Genomic DNA, 19,743 nt, shown 5'->3' with positions numbered 1-19,743 from the left:
GAATAAATCGATAGCGCAACAAGCTGCACAGAATAAGGAGCAAACATGTCCACTACCGTGAATGACCCGCTTGTCAGACAGGCCCTGATCGACAATTACAATAACTACGCCGAGGGGCTGGACAGCAAGAATTGGCCGTTGGTGCGCGCCTGCTTTGCCGATGAAATACTGATCGACTACGGCGCTATCAGCGCGCCTACCGGAGCCCCTGAAGTGCCCAGGCGGGCAGATGATTGGATGAAAAACCTGCAGGGCGTGATCAACGGTTTTGATATCACTCGCCACACAATCACCAATCACCGCTTTTTCTTTTCAGAAGGTGAGATCTGCTGTCGTGCCTATCTGCGTGCAGACCACGTGATTTTCGCGAATCCGCAGATGCCGGTGATTGCGCCAGAGGAAGTTGTGGTGGTGGTTGGTGAGTATACCAACCGCTACCGTGAGATTGATGGCCGCTGGAAGATCTGTAAATCGGAGCTGGTGGTGAACTGGTCTGAGGGCAATATAAGCCTGCTAGCGACGGCTACCGAGCGAGCGATGGCACTGGCGAATAACTAGCGCCAGAGCCGCAGGTACTGTGGTCTAGTCTTTCAGGTAGTGGAAGATATGCCGCTCTTCATGCTGGAGTACGTCGATTGCACGCCCGATGGGGCTGTCTTTCTGCATGGGTGCGGTGACCGCTTGATCTGTGCTTGACGCCAGAAAGCGTTCGCCGTTACCGGTCTCTGCCAGCACGATGGCGATGTCATCCTTGTCGCGTCGTGACACCAGCGTAAAAGACACCACCGTGCCGTGCTGGGGATTTACAGCGATTCTCCGGGTACTGATGTTCGAGCAGTCGAGCTTCAAATCATCGCTGTTGCGCCAGTCTATGCCGGCGGCCTTACCAGGCTCTGTCGTAAGCACTGCCGCCGCGTGCTTGGACAAAATGCCGCCATTGGCTGTAACCAGCGCCCGTGAGCGAGTGCCGCGCAGACGCATGGCCATTTCCGCCAATGCGTGTCCACTGTAGTTATTGCCCGGTCCGCCGAAGTACGGCAGGCCGCCGGTTACTGTCAATTGGCGCGAACCGTCCGTGGGCAGCCCCAGAGCCAGACAGGCCGCTGTTACCGCACAGGGAAAACAGCTATAGATATCGACTAAATCCATCGCTTCGTGGGTAGCCTCAGCCCTGTCCATTACGGTGGATAATACCCGCTCCATGGCCTCGGAACGGCCAGGGTCCTCGCGCTGTGACAGGCAGTTGTCTGCGCCTTCAGCGTAGGCCTCCATAAAGACCCATTGGCGCGGATCGACACCCAGTCCCCGCGCATGGCCAACGCTGGTAAGCAGTAGTGCAGAGGCCTGATTGACGGCATCCTGCGCAACCAGGCGTTTGCTATACGGCTGGCTGATGGGGTAGTTGTCACGCCCTGGTGTTGCCAACTCATCTGGCCGGTATGCATGCGGGAATTGGGCGTAGGGGTTGTTCGCAGCGACTGCGCTGAAGGGTGCCATCAGCCGCGTCATAAAGTCCAGGTGCTGTTTCAGATCGTGGCCCATCCGGTGCGCCTGCAGGTTCTCGATGATGGCGTAAGAGCGCACCGGCATCGTCAGCCCGCCACTGACTTCCTCTACAGAGACCAGGCGATCGAGGTATTCACGGTTGTCAAACGGTGTGTCGAATGCCTCGCGCCAGTCCTCGGCGAAGCCATTGCGCTGTGCAAAGCGCTGACTGGCGATGGCCTCCGCTCCGGTTAACAAAGCAATCTGTTTCTCACCTCGAGCTATCGCTCCGAATAACTCTGCCAGCACATGTAGTGGCTCGGTACCGCTGGCGTTGCTGTAGATACGGTGGCTCGGCTCAGCGCCGATACGCTGTGCGATGGATTCTGGCGGATTGTTGCTGCCGCCCAGCGGCGATGCCCAGACCTTTACGGTATCGGCAAACAGCCGGATCACCGCAATAGTATCGACTTCCCCGGCCGGTACACCCGCATCCTGAAGAGCCATTTTGCAGGCGTTGGCAGCCAGATCCATCGGTGCGGCAAAGGGTGGCGTGGACTGCTGGTTAAGGCGCGCGACAAATTGTCCGGCACCGATAATGATGGGTGTATTGTCTGGCAGCGTTTGAGTGTGTTGTGCAGGCATAAGGCGGAGGTGTGTGAGAGCAGTGAGTCGAAGCTGCAGGATACCCGATCATCCGCATCAAGTGCGATAGTTTAGCATCGCAACTATCGACAGGAGACGCGTAGTGCGAAATTCAGGCGAGGGCTATAAACCATGCCGTGACGCAATTGCTACGGTGGCTGGAGCGAGACGCTTTGTGGAGGCGGCTGGCGTCAGCGTGCTCTCATGTTTATAAGAAGCGTTACATCAGCGAAAAATCATTTGCACCACGGAAGTCGATTCACTTATTCGCGCTGTGGTCTGCGGCGGTTGCGTGAGTTCCGAGAAACTCGGTGATAGCGTCACTGTGGTACTCAATGACCCGCAGGGAACCACTGTAGGTGAGATGGTTATCGTCGCGATAGAGGGGGGTGCTGCCCTCAAGGAAAGAACATTGTTGATCACAGAAAGCATCGGTGGAGTCGAGGAACAGCACGTTGTCAGCGTGCTTGTCGGCGATGGCTTTTAGTACCTGATTGGAGGCTTCGGTGTACTGTCTGACAGCGTCAACCTCTTGCACCGTGCAGCCCACATATTGCAGATCAAGGTAGTCGGGGGTAAACAGGCAACGCTCTATGTCAAAGCCCAATTCGGGCGTCTGTCCGAAAACGATAACCTTCTTCTGCGCTTCGACCAATTCGCGAATCGCGGCACTCATGGCTTCTTCAAATACGGTCATGGAATGCTCGAACGAGTGCTCATCTCCGGCGGTAAAGCCGAGATGAATGATCGGGTTTGAGTCAACCTCACCCAGTTGCTCGACTTGTGTATACAGTGTCCAGCGGCCGGCGAGCAGTACCGCAGAAAACCGGTCATCTTTAGCGAAATTAAAGGACGATCTCGTCTGTGAAGCACAGATTTGTCCCCACAGGGGCGCATCTGTGTGAATGATTGTTGCATCCGGTAGTGGCGGGCAGCCATTGACGACTTTAAATATTGACTGGGTGCCGGTGTTGCGAAACAGCTCTGCCAGTCCATAGCGGTAGTTGGTCACATGGCTGTCGCCGAGCAGGATTACCTCGGAGAGAATGTCATCCTGCTCGCCGAAGCAGTTGAACCCACCTGGCAGCGTTGGCCGGTCTTTGCAGCGATAGTTTTTTCCCTGCTTCGCGGTATAGTTTTGGTAGATTTGCTGCGAGGTGGCGCTCAAACGCCATGGTAGGCCGTCATTGGTATAGACAAACAGTGACAGTGCAATGATGCACGATAGTGTGGCGATCAGGCCTGCATAGAATCCCTTGTTCGATACAGGGCTTGCATGCTGGCCGTCGGGAGATGATGGGCTGGTGTGTTGTCGCGGTGTCCTGAAGGGTTGTTCGATATATCGCCACATCAGGGTTGCCAGTACGATGGAGATAGACAGCAGAGCGAGTTTGTCCAGCAGTGTTAGGTTGTACTCCAGGGTATTCCTGTAAAAGACGACCAGCGGCCAATGCACCAGATAGAGGGAGTAGGAAATCTTGCCGAAGAAGCGGGCGACAGGGTTGGAAAACACACGAGAGAATGCTGTTCCGGAACCGGCTAATATCATCATAGTGACAGCGATACCGGGAATCAGCACTGTTACGCCGGGGATACTCATCGATTCGTCCATACCCAATAGTGCGGCTATACATATTGCGAGCCCGAGGAGAAAGATCACCGCGTTGGCGGTAGGGCTGGTGTCGGTATATCTCTTTTCTGCGGTGACGACCCACGCTCCCAGCAAAAACTCGAAAAAGCGGGCCGGCGCCATAAAGAATGCGTACTTGGGGTTGGCCATGACCCAGGCCTGGCTGACCAGTATAAACAGCACGATCAATCCAGTGAGCACACCATGCAGTTTCTCAGCACTGACCTTTTTGAAAAGCAAAATGAGGCACAGCGGCCAGATGAAATAAAACTGCTCCTCCACGGATAGAGACCACATGTGCAGCAGCGGCATTTCTATCGCCTTGTGTCCAAAATATCCGGTGGTTTCTGGAAAGTAGAAATTGGAAACGGAAAGTGCGGCATAGATCGCAGACAAGCTAAGGTCTTTGAAGTGCATCAACGGGGTCAGGAGAAAGCCTGCAATCAGGACGGCGACCAGGGTGGCTAGCAGCGCCGGAAGAATTCGCCTGAAACGACGTGTATAGAAATCTGACAGGTTGAATGTGCCCGCGTCCAGTCTGGTCATCATACCTTTGGAGATAACGTAGCCGGAAATGACAAAAAAGATATCGACGCCGAGGAAGCCGCCCTGGATTGTTTCAAAATCGAAGTGGAACAGCAGGACAGCGAGTACGGCCAGCGCCCTGAGCCCTTCTACATCTCCTCGAAACATTTTTTCACTCCAGTCGTTTTGAGTACAGATTGCTCAGGGGGCAGCAGCTAACAGGCATTCAAAATTGGGTCCCAGCACTGACTCAAATGTCAGGACAATTGGGTAGGAATCCCTGCCCCCTTCGTAGTAGCCATGCCATTGGCTGCTGCCCCAGATTAGCTCCGAAACTGTACTCGGGCGGCTGTGCCTGAGATACAACTCGCCGTAGTGCCCCTGCGGCCCTGTCATGTTCACCCTGCGGAATCGTTGCAAATCACTGTGATCCACAAACAATTTTACGTTGCTAATGCGCTTGGGAGAACCGGGCTTGCTTGAGTGTGGCTTTATCGAGATGCGCATTGCCTGACAGATAGCGGGTAGGGCTGCAAATGCCTGGCGAGCAGTCGCAGGCTTTCTGGATAGTGAGCTGTTGTTTGCCAGAAAAGACTCGTACTCAATGTACATTGGTGTGAATTTGTTTTTCCGGTGTCCTGCGTCGTGGAAGTCGGGAAAACCAAGCTTAGTGCTTATCTCGGTATTGCTGGCTTCGGCTGATGTGTTAACCACCGGAGTAATCCTCAGCGCATGCTTGTTGTAAAGCAGCCCTACGGGTAACAGCATTATCAGGATCATACATACTAGCCTGACCATTGAATGCACTTTTGCAGGTAAGGTATAGAGAAGTAACCCGCTAATGCTCAGCCAGTAAAGCATCACGACGGTTTGATACCTTGGTGCAGTCGCCGCATCTTGAAAAGCTCTACCCATAAAGCAGGCGATAGCCGTCCCTAGTAAAATTGTGGCCATCGCAAGAAAGAACTTGTGCGCGATTGCGAGCTCAGATTCTCCTCGAAAAAATGCCCGCGCCACAACTGCCCAGCCAAATACAATCAAACAGAGAGATGAAACCACGTAAACGTAGGATAATGGCGTCGCTGATCTCGAAAGGGGTGCGCTCAAAAATTTGACGGTGTACTGAAAGAGTTGAGCATGATTGGCAACAAGTGATTGTAGGTGCATTGTCAGCGAAACATCGACCTCTTCTCCTGTCAATTTCTGAAGAACATGGGCCTGTCCTGATTTCAGACCCTGCAGATAGAAAACAACAAAAACCACCAGTAAGAGGGGAACCCAGAACGCGTGCCTGCTGCGACACTGGATCGTAAGGGTTGCTACCATTAAACAGGTGATAACTCCGGAGAAAACAGAAAACGCAGCGATAATGGCAAGCAGACATGCGGTCAGAGCGCTTAATAAGCTTAGATTCTTTCCGCGGCACACAACCAGATAGACGCTGAGTGCGCTGCAGGATGCGCTGATATACCACAGCGAGTTGATCGGGAAAATGAGGTTGTGAAACTGCGAAAAACTGAGCGTATAAATCAATGCCATTCCGAGCATAAACCAGCTGATATCAGGGTTCTGCAGTTTTGGTAATCTGGAAACTATAAAGTACAGATAGCAAAGGACGCCGATACTCAACCACATGCCTAAATAGAGCAAATCGTTGTGCCCGTAGAAGAACTTATACTCTACTGCCAACAACAGGCGTCCGATGGCAATCCTGTGTGCACTGGCGTGGGGCGCAAGCCACTCTTGCACTGTCACACTGCTCCAGCCGTTTTCCACAACTTCCTGTGCTGTCGGTATCAGCCGCAAAAGGTCGTCTACCGGTATATCGATATGAAATCTGGCCCAAAATAGCCAGCTAAATAGCAGGGAGCAGACACCGGCCGCAATGCTGATAGCGATCAGCATGTTTGCCGAATAGTGGGTGAAGCTCTTGCGGTTCAAATTCGCCACAGGGAAAGGTTTGATTCACTGTAATTATTGTTAATGGAAGCAACATTTTTTATTACCTCAGACTCTAGCGCGAAACCCCGCACAGTTGAACTTGAATTTGTGTACTCTTTCCCATGTTGAGCACAAAAAAGTCGGCTTGGGTTGGGCTTTGTCCACCAACGCCCTGCAGGCGCGCAAGGTCGGGTGTGCCACCAGTTGGAAATTAATTACCATGCCCGAGAGTCCGGTGACAAAGCCGATAAGGATGAGAGCGACAATGCGTGCGGCCCACTCCAACATGGCGGGAAAGTCACGCAGGGTGACATGCAGGCTCATACGCATAGCGGGACACGGTACCGCCGCGGGTCCGTGCCATTTCCAGAGTGTGAGAGGGGCGTCATGTTTCAGAAGCAGCAATTCCACGCGCGTTGGAATATACTTTGTCACGACCTGGCCATTGCGAGGTGATGTGAAGCATTTGATGAGAACAACAAACTATGACTCAGGATATAGAGGTTGAAATGATTTGCCCGGTGTGTCGGGCCGTCGACAGCCATGAGTTGGCCGAATTGCCACAGGATTACGAGTATCAGGTTGAGATTGCGACACAATTTGGCATCCGGGTCTGCAACGCCTGTCGCTCGGAGTTCGTTTTTCCGCGTCCTTCGCTGGATGAATTGCGGCGCATGTACCCCGATAACTACTACGCATACGGCAAGGAAATGGGTGGTTTCTGGCAGGCGATCTATGATTTGTGGTGCCGCAGCGAAGCGAAGCGGCTGCTCGGCCTTTCCACGAAGCGCCCGCTGCATCTTTTTGACATCGGAGCAGGGGACTGCCGGCGTTTCAAAGCGATGGCACCGGCCGGCAATTTCAAGTTTTCGGGTGTCGAGATGAATGAGGAGATGGCGCAGGCCGCCTGTGATGAGGGGTTTGATATTGTCGCCGGAACGTTTGAGGAGTTCGAGCCAGCAGACAACGCGGGAAGGGTCGATGTGCTTACGATTAACCACGTGATCGAACACGTTACAGACCCCTACGATACCGTGCAAAAAGCGCATTCGTTGCTGGCCGAGGGCGGTATATTTACCGGGCGCACGCCAAAGCTGGCCAGTACCGGGCACCGGTTTTTTGGCCGCTACTGGGGAGGCTATCACTTTCCTCGTCACCTGCAACTTTTTACTCGGGAGTCTCTGGAACTGCTCCTGAACAGGTGCGGTTTCCGCGAGGTTGAGATCGTTGAGGAACTCAACCTGTTTCCGGCCCTCACATTGCAGAATTTCCTGCTGGGCAAGTTAGGTGCGCCACTGAAACTGGAGGCGGGGCACTCCCGAATCTGGACCTTGCTCGTGTTCCTCACTGCGCCGCTGAGTATCTTTGATTACCTCTTTCGCCGCAGTGACTGCATGATTTTCAGTGCGCGCAAATGATGGCGAATACCTCAAGTGCAATCCACCAGGGCATACCGTTTACCGCGGAAGAACGGCATTACTATCGCCGGCCCAGAATACCCCGTCTAATTGTCGACCTGTCACTGCCGTGGTTACAGATTATTCTCGGCTGTGCGCTTTTTATTGCCTATCCCTCAATTTGGAGCTGGCTGGTCGCCATTTGCATTATCGCCGGCGGGCAGCATGGCCTGTCGCTGATCGCGCACGAAGCGTCACATTTTCTGATCTGGCCCCAGAATAAGCGGATCAATGATTTTATTGGCACCTGGTTTTTTGCTGCGCCGGCCGTTCTGCCCTTCAATGTGTATCGACAGCGCCATATTATTCACCACCGCCTGGTTTCGCAGCCCGGTGACTCAAAGGATGCCTATATCCGCGACTGGCGTGGCTGGCGTTTCTTTGCCGAGGTCTTCAGGAGCCTGTCCGGGCTGGAGTATCTGGTGAAGGTGCGCGATGCGATGCAGTCTGGTAAAAGCGGCGAAATAGAAAAGTTTGAGTCCAATCTGCGCCGTGGCCAGACCACCATCTTGGTCGCGAACGGTATACTCTTTCTGATTTTTCTGCCCTTTGACCCCTTGCATTTCGGTATACCGACCTACTACTTCATACTCTGGCTGTGGCCGCTGCTGACGGTCAGCTTTCTATTTGCCAAAATCCGTGCGCTGATCGAGCATCAGCCCGAGCACTCAGAACGTGTTGAAGCACCCGAAACACCTTATTTCATGAATACGCCCGGGCCGATGCTGCGCTCGGTCAGGGCAACCTGGTTGGAGCGTCTCTTCTTCTCAAAGATAAACTTTCACTACCACGCAGAGCACCACTTATGGCCGTGGATCAGTTACCAGCACCTGCCGGATATCAATGCGCGCATATGGCGTGGGTCAGAGCAACAACATGCCCTGATCATCGATGGTAATTATGTGGTGTATGACAGCAACTACAGCTACACAACCGGTGTGAAGAACGTCATTCAGGGACGTTGACGGACGCTCAACCCTGACCGCCAAACACCCAGATAGAGCCGAGGCAGAAGCTCCATGCTGTCATCGTCACGTTGGCAATAAACTGCACAATAAGATAGTGAAATTCGAAGGTTTTGACTCCGAAGTACATCACCAGTGTATTGATGGTGAAAATGCCTACGCACATCAACAGGTATCTCGCGAGTACCGATTGGTGAGGTGCGTCGGTGGAGAAGGTCCAGTGGTATTGCATTGAATAGTTGTACAGGCCGGTGAGAACAACTGCGATGCTGGAACCCACAATGACTTCCAACTGTAATCCATCAACCAGTAGCCAGGTGAGAATCATCAGCAGGACGGCGCTGCTTCCCCCGACAAAGGTGTGGCGGATTAACTTTGTGGTATCGACCATCTGCCTGCCCTGGATTGTTTTTGCAGAGCGGCGATTCTAGTGGAATCAGGTGAAGGGCTCCATATGTCGCCTCTGAAAAAGCCCTTCAGAAGCTGCGTTCTGTGACAGGCATCTCCGTTCAGCGCTGAGAGTTTGCAGGGTACAGGCACATCAGGGTCGCAGGTCTCGCAACCGGCTCTGCAGAATGCAGAAAATGATGCCTCACGCAGCGGGGCCTATGCTATATTCTCTGGGATTTTTTGCATTAAAACGCTAACAACAGGATGAGTATGACGACAAGTCTGCCCGCCAGAGCAGGCGTTGCCCTGAACTGGATTTTTCTGATCTGTGTTGCTGTTTTCGCCATTGCGATAGCTCACAATCACGTCCAGCTGATCTCGCATGCCTTCCCGCTGGATTACAACGAAGGCGGTATGCTGGTAACCACGTCGACCATCCTTCAAGGTGGCAATCCGTACTCCATCGCCAGCCAGCCAACACATATCAGCCTGTATCCGGTTCTCTACAATATAGTAGTGGCGCCACTGGCCAGTATTTTTGGCAATACGTTTGAATTACATCGCGCTGTCTCGGGTTTTTTTATTCTCGCCTGCTGCGCGCTGTGCTGTTACCTTTGTCGTAAAGAATCTGCGGGGACGGTGGAGAGCCTGACTGCAGCGGCGATGCTGTATGCCGCGATGCTTTACTACTCTACGCCGGTTGCCAGTACCAACAGCTTCGGCCTGTTTCTGTTTCTCTCAGCGATCACCATCCCGTGGGTGAGTGGGTTCTCTACCCGCAGTCTTGCGGTAGCGATTGTACTTGGGGTACTTGCGTTCTACACCAAGCAGTATTTTGTCGCTTGTCTGGGCTATGTGGCCCTGTACATGTTTCTGGCTGTTTCCAAGAAGCGCGCGGTGTATTTTGGCATCGCGGCAGCTGCGGTGTTTGTCGCAGCTCTGGTCGTGGTTTGCTATACATCGCCCTATTATTTGGAAGCGACCTTTTTTGCCGTTCGCGGCGGGTATCGGATGGCAGCCTCCGAAGAGCACGTTTTTACACAATTGCAGGAATATGGACAGATCTACCTTCCACTGTTGGCAGTGTGGGTTGCTGCGATAGCCCTACGGTGGTACGCCAAAACACGGGAACCGCAGCATGCTGGGGGCAACGCACCGCGAGGTGCTGTTAACCTGGCGCAACTGGATAAACCACTACTGCAACCCAGGTTAAACTATATCTGGTTCTGTCTGGTCTGCTCGCTGACTATTTTTGTACTGGTGCTGGGGAAGAACCGCGGGAATCACCTGACCTATCTTTTTCAGTTGGTCTCGCCTTTTTTTCTGGTGGGGCTGTTTGCCCTTATATCGAATATGCCAAGGGCCCGCTGGCCTTTCAGGTTACTAATAGTACTGGCCTTCTATAATAGCTACACAATGTTGCCCCGTGACTTTACGGTCGAGGATGGGGGCTGGCAAGCGATCCGCAGCGAGATAGCGGGGGCCGAAGATGTTTACGCATCCACCCTGGTGCTGGAGGAGGTCGTCGCAAAGGGTGTGCCTATCTACCTCAGTGGCGGTACGCGCTACTTTATTTTCGGGGGCGACAAACCGGGTTTCCTGAAGAAGGCCGAGGAGCAGGACGATGTGGTGGCTGTGTGGGAGCGATTTGTCGCGCAGATGCAGCGCAAAATCGAGAATCAGGAATTTGATCTGTTGCTGATAGACAACAAGATGAATCTCCCCGAGTCACTGCTCAAACCCGAGGTCAATACCAAAGCCCTGCTGCGGGAGCACTACCATCTGTCGGCCAGGATCAAGCTGCCGCTAATGGATCGTCTCGGCGGTGGGACATTTCGTGTGCAGGTCTGGAAACCTATTCGCCGGCAGGAGTAGGGCGGTACACGGCATAGGCGCTGGTCCCCCTGACTTGCTGCGGCATTAATGTCTCCTCCAGGTGGCACAGCGATGACACCAGCCGGTGCAGCGGTCGCATCGCTTTTCCGGGGGCATTCATCTGGGTCTCACGCTCAATGCCCAGTGCAGACATCATTCTCAACGGGATATAGGGGAGGCGGAAGAAGTACGCCGCGCGCTTGGTGGTCCAGTTGAGTTGCCGCGCAAGGTCATTGAGCATTTCCAGCGTGTAGCGTCGATAGTGACCATAGAAGTCATCGAAGTTGGACCAGATTTCCTGACGGGTGGGGACGGTGATAATCACAACCGACAAGTTGGGGAAGCTCGCTACCAGTTTCTCCAGGAACTGCTCCGGCTCGGGCAGATGTTCGATGACGTCCAGCAGCAGTAGCCCGGTCACTTGTGAGCGCCGCTCAAAGGACAGGTCACAGGCATCCACCCCGGCATCCACGAATGATTGCATGCCTTCTATCGGCTGGACTTCTGCCAGTTCGACACCATGGACATTCAAGCCGTACTCTCGCAAGCCTTTTACCACCGGGCCGCGGCCGCAGCCCACTTCCAGAAAGACACTGTTGTCGCTGGATTCGCGCTTGAGAATACTCGCCAGCAACCTGTTGCGGGCAATATTCCACCAGTGAAACTGAATTCCCTCCGGATAGCACAGTTCGAACTGTTGGTCAGAGAAGGTTGTATTCATAGGGTAGTCGTTCGGCGTATTATGAGTTTTGCAGCGCTTATTATGTGTGCTGGAGGAGTGGGCGCGCAGCAATCAAGAGTGCAACAATATACCCTTCGGCGAGACAGTTGGCTAGAATAACGTCCTTCGCCGACGCCGAGGTGTGCTGCGCCGCTGTGACGAATCTGGTCCGTTTTTTCCCGCCGCATGTGCCGCCCAAACAGCGAGATAACAGAAATATGGCAGGACTATTGCGCGCTGGTTCTAAAACTGAAGAAATTACAGCCAAGCTGCTTGCGCAAGCAACATCGCTGGTGTTCTGATATACAATTACCGTTTTCAGAGTGGAAATAAGGTCAGCTCCATGTCGACGAAGTCCCTGCCCATCCTCGCGATCGTGATACCTTGTCTGAATGAGGAATTGGTGCTGCCCGAGACATCCAGAACAATGAGCTCGAAACTCGATTCGCTGGTGGAGAAGGGGCTGATAAGTCCGGATTCCCGTATTTACTTTGTCGATGATGGCAGTACCGACGGCACCTGGGCGTTTATTTCCAAGCTGGTAAGTTCTGACAGGAAGTTTCGCGGTATCAAGCTAGCCAGGAATTACGGGCATCAGTACGCCCTCTATGCCGGATTGATGCACGCCGAGGGCGATGCGCTGGTGTCTATCGACGCCGACCTTCAGGACGATATCAACGCTGTCGATGAGATGGTGGAGCGCTATCGCGAAGGCAACGAGATCGTTTTTGGCGTCCGGGATGATCGGCATACAGACGGCAAGTTCAAACGATGGACGGCCGCACTGCATTACTGGGTGGCGGCCCGTTTCGGTATTAAAACGATACCCAACCACGCCGACTTCCGGCTTATGAGTAAAAAAGCCATCGCTATGCTGGGAAATTACCGCGAGGACAATATTTACCTGCGCGGGGTTGTCCCGCTGCTGGGGCTGAAATCCTGCAAGGTTTACTATGCGCGGGGAGAGCGTTACGCCGGGGAGTCCAAGTACGGCTGGCGTGAAATGTTCGGCCTGTCGGTGCGCGGTATCACCTCATTCTCGATCAGCCCGCTGCGCGCGATCGCTGTTTTTGGGTTTGTTGTTTTTCTGGTATCGCTGGGGCTGAGCGGCTGGGCGCTGTGGGCCAAGCTGACAAACATCGAGACGGGCATAGACGGATGGGCCTCGACAGTTATCCCCATGTACCTGCTCGGCGGCTTGCAGTTGCTGGCTATCGGGGTGGTCGGCGAGTATGTCGGCAAGATGTACATGGAGGTCAAAAAGCGTCCGATGTACCAGGTGGAGGAGATTCTCGGGGGAGACTGAGGGAGCCGTTCAGGCGGATACGGGCTGTTGTCTCGGGAGAGGTCTCACATCGTTGGTAAATTATAACTATAGCGTTCGCGTAACAAGTTACCCTCATCGGCTGCGAAAAGCGGTTTGAACGATTCCCCAGTGCTGCCTGTGGTAGTTGCCTAAACAGAAAAGCAGCATATTGTTTAAGGGGTTTAGCATGTCAGGAATTCATAGCGAGTATTGTGATGAACAGTAATAAAAGTGGCGGTGCGGCCGAAGCGCATGCGGGGACGGTTGAGGTCTGCCCGGTGTGCGATACGCAGTGCACTGACATCGCCTACACACTGCCGCGGTTTAATCTGTTGGTTTGCCCGGGCTGTACGCATCTGTTCTCACAATTAAAAGTGGAGCCGGAGGCGTATGAAGCAGACTACTTCCTCGAAGCCAACGCCGAGCATTGGGAGAACCCGGAAGAGGTGTTGTTCAATGATCTCGACGCCCTGATTCAGGAATATATGCCCCGACAGCGGGCTGAGGTGCGAACGCTGGATGTGGGTACTGCCACCGGCTATCTGCCCAGACATTTTGGCGCGCTTGGTTATGAAAGCTGCGGGCTCGATATCAGCGAAGATGCCGTGCGTTACGGCACCGAAGAGCTGAAAATTCCTCGCCTGCAGGCGGCCAATATCGAGACGTATGTCCCCGAAATCCCTTTCCCGGTGGTCACCAATATCTACGTGATTGAGCACGTTGCTGATCCCGTGCCCTTTCTGGAGGGTATTCGGCGCAGTCTGGCCGAGGATGGCATTTTTATCTGCATGACTGTCGACTCAGATTCACTGATCTTCCGCATGGCAAAAATACTCTACCGTATTACCGGTGGACGGAGTTTCGGTGCGCTGGAACGTATCTGTGAGGTGCACCACCTAAACCATTTCAATCGCAGGAGCCTGGAGTACGCGCTGGATAAATCGGGGTTTGAGGTCGTGCACCGTTTCAGCCGGAACCTGCCGCTGCGCACGCTGACACTGCAACCCTTACAACGCGTGGCAGTGGCGGCACTGTATCTGCTATCGCCGCTGCTTGATTCATGGTTTCTCCAGGGCGTAGTGTGCCGCCCCAAACGTACCGACCGCTGAGGGAGTATCATAGCGATGATCACCGAGAGCAATCGGGAACCCAAGCCGCCAGCAGGAGTTGATGAATGTCAGCCTTAGACGACAAAACGATTCAGGATTTTGACGAGCAGTGGTCTCGTTATGATGATAATGATGGCTGGTATGCATCCTTCGGCCTGTTTTCTGACATTGTATCGCCGCTGATGCATACCGATGATTTCAAGGGCAAGAAGGTTGTCGATATCGGCAGCGGTACCGGCAGGATTGTCGGCATGTTACTTGAGTCCGGCGCTGACCATGTGTACGCGGTGGAGCCTGCGAAGGGTGCTTTCGAGAAACTGAAAAACAATGTGGCATCCATGGAGCGGGGCAGGGATGTCACCGCGTTGAATACGCGCGGCGATGACTGGGCTGTCGATGAACCTCTCGATCTCGCCATCTCGATCGGCGTGATTGAGTTCATCAGCGACCCGGGCCCCACCGTAAAGCGCTGCTATGAGGCGTTGAAGCCCGGTGGCGATATCTTTTTCTGGCTCTGCAGCTATGAGGGCAACGAACTCTACCTGAAGTTCGTGCAACCCCTGCGCAAGCTCACGACGTTTCTCCCGCACTTTATGCTGGTGGGAATAGTGCACCTTCTTTACTGGGCACTGTGTTTTTACCGTCTGATCGGCAAGCTACTACCACTGCCGTTAATGCGCTACCTCGATAAAATCTGGTGGCCGATGTCGGCCAAAAAACGGCGCCTGGTGATTTACGACCAGCTTAACCCCACGTATCTAAAGTACTACAGAAAGCATGAGGCCATCGCGTTACTCGAGGCTGCGGGCTTCAAGGACATTGAAATTCACCATCGCCATGGCTATAGCTGGAGCGTGAAGGGGCGGAAGGTCTAGCGTACTGGGCACCGCACCGGGGCGCAGGAATATTGAACCTTGTCACACTCTGGGAGGAAGTTTTTTGCGCCTGGCTTGTGGCAAACAAGCATTTCCTTTACAAATGCATAAATGCTCGCGCATCCTCCTTATGAATAAAAGGTGCAGGTTCCACAGGGCAATTGCGACATGGGCTGTCTGTACAACCCAGTCATAAGTTTCTATACTAACAGCAGGCTGGTAAAAACCCTTGTTTTTATTAGGGTTTTTTAAAAAAGACGCACACGCGAACGGGTCATTAAACATGCTCATCTCAGGTAATCACCGATGAGTCACCAGGTTATCTTGATTAACCCGCCACAGGTGTTCACCAAGAACCAGGTGGCGAGCGGTATTACGCCTCCGCTGGGGATTGCCTATCTTGCCTCCGTGCTGGAGCATCACGATATATCGGTAGATATTATCGATGCAGTGGGGCTTGACCCCGGCTCTATCAACGCCTTCGAAAAAGAAACCTTTGTCCGCGGTTTGAGCTTTGAGGACATCGTGGCGCGACTCGACGACGAGGTGAAAATCGTCGGTATATCCAATCTGTTCTCTTTTGCCTACCCGGTGGTGCAGGAACTGTGCCGACAGATCCGGGCGCACAACAGTGAGATTAAGATCGTGCTCGGTGGACCCCACCCCAGCGCACTATATGCTGAGATTCTGGAAGAGGATCGCGAACTCGTCGACTTCGTTGTGCTTGGTGAGGGTGAGAATCCGTTCCTCTACCTGTGCCAGAAACTACTGCAGGACAACATCCTGTTCCAGAGCAATATCGGTAGTGACATCAGTAATCTTGCCTATCTCGATGACAACGGCAACTGTGTGATGGGCACCGAAAAGCTCGAGCGCAACACCAAGTTGAATCAGGACACCATACCGTTTCCAGCGCGCCACCTTCTGCCGATGGAAGAATATATCAAGGCACAGGAGTCGCACGGTTATTCCAATGGCCGCTGGACGTCACTGATTAGTTCGCGCGGCTGTCCGTATGGTTGTACATTTTGTGCGTCCAGAAAAACGCGCTGGGTCTCGCGCAGTGCGACTGATGTCGTCGATGAAATCGAGTACTGCATCAATGAATGGAACATTCGTGAATTCCATTTTGAAGATGACAATATGACGATCAACGTCAAGCGCCTGATAGAGATCTGTAATGAGATTAAACGCCGCAAGCTGGATATCAGCTGGCAGACACCCAATGGTATTCGCGCCAGCCGTATCGATGAAGAAATGCTCACGGCGATGAAAGAAAGCGGATGTGAGCATGTGACGCTGGCTCCTGAGAGTGGCTCGCCCCGCGTACTCACTGACATTATCCAGAAAGGCAAGGATTTCGACCTCGATCACTTGCGAGACTGCGGTGCTACCGCGCACAAGCTCGGCTTGAAAGTGGCGGCCTATTTTGTATTGGGTCTGCCTGGTGAAACGCGCGAAGATATGGAGATGACCATTTCCTATGCCAAAGAACTCGCCAGAGTGGGCGTGGACGAGGTCAACTTCGGGCTGTTTATTCCGTTGCCGGGCACGCCGTTATGGGAACCCAGCAAGCACAAGATCAAGGATCTGGATTGGTTGGACCTTCTGACTGTGGGCGATCTGGCCAAAGCGGTATCGTTTAACGACGAGGTCGGTAGCAAGGAGCTGGACTGGGTGCGCAAGAAAGCCTACCTGAGCTTTATGTTAACGCGAATAATTTATCACCCGTTACAGTTTGCCGGCACCATCTTCAATGTATTGCGTGGCATTGAGAAGACCAAAACGGAGCGGGCACTGAAAACGATTTATGCCCGCTACAAGAAAGACACCAAGGCAGAAATTAACAAGCTGGTATTCGACAATCGCACGTTCTATGCGTATCGCCATATGTATAGAAAAATCTATCGTCTGATATTCCGCTAAGTTCCCGGTGCTTTCTGCGCTACTCCTGTACGCTCCCTTCATCCATCGCGGGCAGGCTGACGGTAATCTTCAGCCCCGTGCCAGTGTTCTGCGCTGTAATTTCCCCGCCGTGTTGCTGTAGGGCTCGCCTGGCGATGGCGAGGCCGAGTCCATAGCCCCCGGATTCTCGCGTACGGGCGGTATCGACGCGGTAGAACTCATCGAAAATCGTTTTTTCGTCGCCCACTGGTACACCCGCCCCACGGTCTTCGACAACCACCAAATAACGCCCCCCCTTGGAGAGTAGGGACACACGGACCTCGGTGTCAGCAGCGGTGTGCTGCAGGGCATTGCGGAGGATGTTCTCAAAGCTCTTGTGCAGAAGATCCCCTGAACTGTCGACCAGGGCCTGGGGAGTATTTGTGTTGAAGCTGAACAGCTTGCCCGCCACCTGTCCTTCAAAGTTGGCATCCGCACACAACTGTTCCAGCAGGGATACAAGATCGATATGCGTATCGAGCGTGAGGTCCTGCGCCTGAGTGGCCAGCAATTGCCCGATCAACTCCTCCAGTCGCTCAGCCTCCTGTTCAATTCTCTGCATATAGTTGTCTACATTGCCAGGCTTTTCCTGCGCCAGCGCCAGCGCGATGCGCAGGCGCGCCAATGGTGAGCGCAATTCGTGTGAGACATCCCCGAGTAAACGCTTCTGCGCCTGTATCCGCTCCTGTAACTGCTCTGCCATCGTATTAAAATCGCGAGCAAGTTCGTCGGTCTCATCACCACCTTTTTCACGTACCTGCAAGCGTGTATCCAGTTCGCCATTGGCCAGCCGTCTAGATGCCAGGCGCAAATCCTTCAGCCGGTTGGTCATCAGTCGCGATAGCACGAAGCTGACGAGACCGCTGACCAATACTGCAAGAACAATCCGCAGCCACAGGCTGTCACCAAGTGCATTGATAATAAAGCCGCGGTGCGAGGGAAACACGAAAACAGCGGCAGCGGCACCCTCGTAGGGTCGATAGATACGGTAGGCCACCATATGGTTATTCGGTTGCCGCACGATCGGCATGTTCGGGCGAGAGCGCAATTGCTCAGCGATTTGCGCCACTGCCGAGGGTACTTTTCGTTTCAGCAGGTCATGACCTTCGCGCGATATCACGTAGATCTGGATATCGTGTCTGTCTCGCACATCGTCAACTGTTGCCGCCAGCTCCGGGCCCTGCTGGTTCTCCAGGCTGTAGATTGTGCGCAGTAGGAACCGGTGCGGCGGCCCGGGACGTTTATTATCGCCCCATTCACGCCCCGGCGGCAGTTCTTCGAAATAGTTTGAGGCCAGCATCCAGCTCCCGAGAATGGCGATCGACATCAGCCAGAAGCCGAGAAAAATCCTGAGAAACAGATTGCCCCGCAATTTCATGAATCAGCCGCCCGTGCGGTACTGATAGCCGCTGCCGCGCACACTGACAATCAGGTTATCACCACCGAGAGCCGCGAGCTTTCTGCGTATTTTGCTGATGTGAACATCAATGCTCCTGTCATAGGCGGACAGCGCTCGGCCCAGTGCCTTCTCGCTGAGGAGTTCTTTACTGACCACAGTGCCGGCGTTGGTCACCAGCACGTGCAACACATTGAATTCGGTACTGGTGAGCTGCAGGTCGGTACCGTCATACATGGCGCTGCGATCCGCGGTATTCATGGTCGTTTTTCCCGCTTGCAGGACTGACGTCGGAGTATCGTCGGCCAGCCGGCTTCCACGGCGCAGGATGGCGCGAAGCCGTGCTGCCAACTCCCGCGGGTTGCAGGGTTTGGGCAGGTAGTCGTCGGCACCGAGTTCAAGTCCCAGTATCCTGTCTGTGTCTTCACCGCGTGCGGTCAGCATCAGTATCGGAGTGTTACTGAAATGGCGTATCTGGCGCAATACATCCAGCCCCTGCAAGCCAGGCAGCATTATGTCCAGTACGATCGCATCGTGCTCGTGCTCGCGACAGTGCGACACGCCCTCGGCGCCATCGTGAATCGCCTGTGTGGAAAATCCCTCCAGAGACAGAAAATCGGACAGCAGGGCACATAGCTCCCTGTCATCATCGATAATCAGTACATTGGTACTCATTCAGCGCGCTCCCGTTGTTCTTACAGCCGCAGTGTGAACAAAGCGTAGAAGCTTGTCACCCAGCTTAACCGCAGTCGGCTTTATTTAACATTTCTTTACGCTGTCAGGGCAGAGATTAACGGCGGTCCGGGCGTATTATTCTTCACGTCAGGCGATGCGTGGCACAGCACGCAAACGCATCGCGGACACTACGATTTAATTTTTGCAGGAGAGAACACCGTGAAATTGAACATGAAGAAGGTCCTTCTGAGTATCGTCGCACCTGCCATAGCAACTCTATTCGTCGCCGCTGCTAGCTGGTCGTTGCCCGAGGACGGTGGGAAGCGACCCGATCCCCAGCACCGCATCACACATCTGGCAAAAATGCTCGAACTCACTGACGAGCAGGAGTCCACAGTGCAGACTTTGCTGACCACCTCGTTTGATGAGTCCGAAGCTGACAGGGAGCGACTGCGGGAATTGAGAGATCAGCTGTACGGGCAGCCGGGCAGTTTTAATTCAGCCACCGCCCAGACGGCTGCAGACGAAATCGGGCAGATCACCAGTCGTATGGTATACCGCAGGGCAAACGACCGTGCCCAAATTTTTCAGTTACTCAATGATGAGCAGCGCGTAATGATGGCCGAAATGGCCGAGCACAGGCGTGAGCGCGACGGTAAGCGCGGCGGCCACCGTGGGGCTCCCTTTTAGCGAACTCTGGTAACCCCCTTACCAGGTCCTGTTGGGCGGCCCTTCGGCCGCCCTTTTTTGCTGCTTCTCAAATACAGATAGGTACGCTGCGTTATACCTGACTCCCACAGCCCC

General features: G+C 53.9%; 17 protein-coding genes. 9 read left to right on the top strand and 8 right to left on the bottom strand.

What is annotated here, in order from left to right; all coding sequences use genetic code 11:
- Nucleotides 1-45 precede the first annotated feature (45 nt).
- Entirely contained in the window at nucleotides 46-558 is a 513-nt protein-coding gene (locus tag AC0L6S_RS07370) for a nuclear transport factor 2 family protein (protein ID WP_473427782.1), read from the top strand.
- Nucleotides 559-582: 24 nt separating this feature from the next.
- Here the strand turns inward: AC0L6S_RS07370 and AC0L6S_RS07365 are convergent, their stop codons facing one another.
- The 4 genes from AC0L6S_RS07365 to AC0L6S_RS07350 all read right to left on the bottom strand — a co-directional run bounded on the left by AC0L6S_RS07365 (nucleotide 583) and on the right by AC0L6S_RS07350 (nucleotide 6,661).
- Nucleotides 583-2,130, bottom strand: coding sequence for a hypothetical protein (locus AC0L6S_RS07365; RefSeq protein WP_473427781.1), 1,548 nt, complete (start codon nucleotides 2,128-2,130; stop codon nucleotides 583-585).
- A 259-nt stretch (nucleotides 2,131-2,389) separates the two neighbouring features.
- Nucleotides 2,390-4,453, bottom strand: coding sequence for an acyltransferase family protein (locus AC0L6S_RS07360; protein ID WP_473427780.1), 2,064 nt, complete (start codon nucleotides 4,451-4,453; stop codon nucleotides 2,390-2,392).
- Nucleotides 4,454-4,486: 33 nt separating this feature from the next.
- On the bottom strand, nucleotides 4,487-6,235 hold the full coding sequence (locus AC0L6S_RS07355) for a hypothetical protein (RefSeq protein ID WP_473427779.1): 1,749 nt from the start codon (nucleotides 6,233-6,235) through the stop codon (nucleotides 4,487-4,489).
- A 57-nt stretch (nucleotides 6,236-6,292) separates the two neighbouring features.
- A complete protein-coding gene (locus tag AC0L6S_RS07350; protein WP_473427778.1) occupies nucleotides 6,293-6,661 on the bottom strand; it encodes a hypothetical protein in 369 nt (122 codons plus the stop codon).
- Nucleotides 6,662-6,711: 50 nt separating this feature from the next.
- Between AC0L6S_RS07350 and AC0L6S_RS07345 the strand changes: the two genes are divergently transcribed.
- Together AC0L6S_RS07345 and AC0L6S_RS07340 are read left to right on the top strand one after the other, a co-directional pair.
- Nucleotides 6,712-7,644, top strand: coding sequence for a class I SAM-dependent methyltransferase (locus AC0L6S_RS07345; protein ID WP_473427777.1), 933 nt, complete (start codon nucleotides 6,712-6,714; stop codon nucleotides 7,642-7,644).
- A complete protein-coding gene (locus tag AC0L6S_RS07340) occupies nucleotides 7,641-8,648 on the top strand; it encodes a fatty acid desaturase (RefSeq protein ID WP_473427776.1) in 1,008 nt (335 codons plus the stop codon). The genes AC0L6S_RS07345 and AC0L6S_RS07340 overlap by 4 nt, the downstream gene beginning before the upstream one ends.
- A 7-nt stretch (nucleotides 8,649-8,655) precedes the next feature.
- Here the strand turns inward: AC0L6S_RS07340 and AC0L6S_RS07335 are convergent, their stop codons facing one another.
- Nucleotides 8,656-9,039: a GtrA family protein gene (locus tag AC0L6S_RS07335; RefSeq protein ID WP_473427775.1), complete on the bottom strand. Its 384-nt coding sequence runs from the start codon at nucleotides 9,037-9,039 to the stop codon at nucleotides 8,656-8,658.
- 269 nt (nucleotides 9,040-9,308) lie between these two features.
- Between AC0L6S_RS07335 and AC0L6S_RS07330 the strand changes: the two genes are divergently transcribed.
- Nucleotides 9,309-10,913 carry a hypothetical protein gene (locus AC0L6S_RS07330; RefSeq protein ID WP_473427774.1) on the top strand — a complete coding sequence of 535 codons (1,605 nt, stop codon included), beginning with the start codon at nucleotides 9,309-9,311 and terminating at the stop codon, nucleotides 10,911-10,913.
- Here AC0L6S_RS07330 and AC0L6S_RS07325 read toward each other — a convergent pair.
- Complete coding sequence (locus tag AC0L6S_RS07325) at nucleotides 10,894-11,634, bottom strand: class I SAM-dependent methyltransferase (RefSeq protein ID WP_473427773.1); 741 nt, start codon at nucleotides 11,632-11,634, stop codon at nucleotides 10,894-10,896. The genes AC0L6S_RS07330 and AC0L6S_RS07325 overlap by 20 nt on opposite strands.
- Nucleotides 11,635-11,977: 343 nt before the next feature.
- Between AC0L6S_RS07325 and AC0L6S_RS07320 the strand changes: the two genes are divergently transcribed.
- The 4 genes from AC0L6S_RS07320 to AC0L6S_RS07305 all read left to right on the top strand — a co-directional run bounded on the left by AC0L6S_RS07320 (nucleotide 11,978) and on the right by AC0L6S_RS07305 (nucleotide 16,850).
- On the top strand, nucleotides 11,978-12,940 hold the full coding sequence (locus AC0L6S_RS07320; protein WP_473427772.1) for a glycosyltransferase family 2 protein: 963 nt from the start codon (nucleotides 11,978-11,980) through the stop codon (nucleotides 12,938-12,940).
- A 215-nt stretch (nucleotides 12,941-13,155) separates the two neighbouring features.
- Nucleotides 13,156-14,049, top strand: coding sequence for a class I SAM-dependent methyltransferase (locus AC0L6S_RS07315; RefSeq protein WP_473427771.1), 894 nt, complete (start codon nucleotides 13,156-13,158; stop codon nucleotides 14,047-14,049).
- A 65-nt stretch (nucleotides 14,050-14,114) separates the two neighbouring features.
- On the top strand, nucleotides 14,115-14,924 hold the full coding sequence (locus AC0L6S_RS07310; RefSeq protein WP_473427770.1) for a class I SAM-dependent methyltransferase: 810 nt from the start codon (nucleotides 14,115-14,117) through the stop codon (nucleotides 14,922-14,924).
- A 306-nt stretch (nucleotides 14,925-15,230) separates the two neighbouring features.
- Nucleotides 15,231-16,850 carry a B12-binding domain-containing radical SAM protein gene (locus tag AC0L6S_RS07305; RefSeq protein ID WP_473427769.1) on the top strand — a complete coding sequence of 540 codons (1,620 nt, stop codon included), beginning with the start codon at nucleotides 15,231-15,233 and terminating at the stop codon, nucleotides 16,848-16,850.
- A 19-nt stretch (nucleotides 16,851-16,869) separates the two neighbouring features.
- On the opposite strand, the gene AC0L6S_RS07300 is transcribed toward AC0L6S_RS07305, so the two are convergent.
- Both AC0L6S_RS07300 and AC0L6S_RS07295 read right to left on the bottom strand, forming a co-directional pair.
- Nucleotides 16,870-18,246 carry an ATP-binding protein gene (locus tag AC0L6S_RS07300; protein ID WP_473427768.1) on the bottom strand — a complete coding sequence of 459 codons (1,377 nt, stop codon included), beginning with the start codon at nucleotides 18,244-18,246 and terminating at the stop codon, nucleotides 16,870-16,872.
- Between the two features lie 3 nt (nucleotides 18,247-18,249).
- Complete coding sequence (locus AC0L6S_RS07295; RefSeq protein ID WP_473427767.1) at nucleotides 18,250-18,939, bottom strand: response regulator transcription factor; 690 nt, start codon at nucleotides 18,937-18,939, stop codon at nucleotides 18,250-18,252.
- A gap of 219 nt (nucleotides 18,940-19,158) precedes the next feature.
- Here AC0L6S_RS07295 and AC0L6S_RS07290 point away from each other — a divergent pair, with 219 nt between their 5' ends.
- Nucleotides 19,159-19,629, top strand: a complete 471-nt coding sequence (locus AC0L6S_RS07290) for a Spy/CpxP family protein refolding chaperone (RefSeq protein ID WP_473427766.1) — start codon at nucleotides 19,159-19,161, stop codon at nucleotides 19,627-19,629.
- Nucleotides 19,630-19,743 lie beyond the last annotated feature (114 nt).

This window comes from Halioglobus sp. D3-4 (assembly GCF_055809315.1).
This window is presented reverse-complemented; position numbering and strand designations above follow the sequence as displayed.

Bases quoted from the DNA above. Each gene is read 5' to 3' on its own strand.
- AC0L6S_RS07370 (WP_473427782.1), top strand. From the start codon at position 46: ATGTCCACTACCGTGAATGACCCGCTTGTCAGACAGGCCCTGATCGAC.
- AC0L6S_RS07360 (WP_473427780.1), bottom strand. From the start codon at position 4,453: ATGTTTCGAGGAGATGTAGAAGGGCTCAGGGCGCTGGCCGTACTCGCT.
- AC0L6S_RS07345 (WP_473427777.1), top strand. From the start codon at position 6,712: ATGACTCAGGATATAGAGGTTGAAATGATTTGCCCGGTGTGTCGGGCC.
- AC0L6S_RS07320 (WP_473427772.1), top strand. From the start codon at position 11,978: ATGTCGACGAAGTCCCTGCCCATCCTCGCGATCGTGATACCTTGTCTG.
- AC0L6S_RS07300 (WP_473427768.1), bottom strand. From the start codon at position 18,246: ATGAAATTGCGGGGCAATCTGTTTCTCAGGATTTTTCTCGGCTTCTGG.
- AC0L6S_RS07305 (WP_473427769.1), top strand. From the start codon at position 15,231: ATGAGTCACCAGGTTATCTTGATTAACCCGCCACAGGTGTTCACCAAG.
- AC0L6S_RS07315 (WP_473427771.1), top strand. From the start codon at position 13,156: ATGAACAGTAATAAAAGTGGCGGTGCGGCCGAAGCGCATGCGGGGACG.
- AC0L6S_RS07295 (WP_473427767.1), bottom strand. From the start codon at position 18,939: ATGAGTACCAATGTACTGATTATCGATGATGACAGGGAGCTATGTGCC.
- AC0L6S_RS07310 (WP_473427770.1), top strand. From the start codon at position 14,115: ATGTCAGCCTTAGACGACAAAACGATTCAGGATTTTGACGAGCAGTGG.
- AC0L6S_RS07330 (WP_473427774.1), top strand. From the start codon at position 9,309: ATGACGACAAGTCTGCCCGCCAGAGCAGGCGTTGCCCTGAACTGGATT.
- AC0L6S_RS07340 (WP_473427776.1), top strand. From the start codon at position 7,641: ATGATGGCGAATACCTCAAGTGCAATCCACCAGGGCATACCGTTTACC.
- AC0L6S_RS07335 (WP_473427775.1), bottom strand. From the start codon at position 9,039: ATGGTCGATACCACAAAGTTAATCCGCCACACCTTTGTCGGGGGAAGC.
- AC0L6S_RS07365 (WP_473427781.1), bottom strand. From the start codon at position 2,130: ATGCCTGCACAACACACTCAAACGCTGCCAGACAATACACCCATCATT.
- AC0L6S_RS07325 (WP_473427773.1), bottom strand. From the start codon at position 11,634: ATGAATACAACCTTCTCTGACCAACAGTTCGAACTGTGCTATCCGGAG.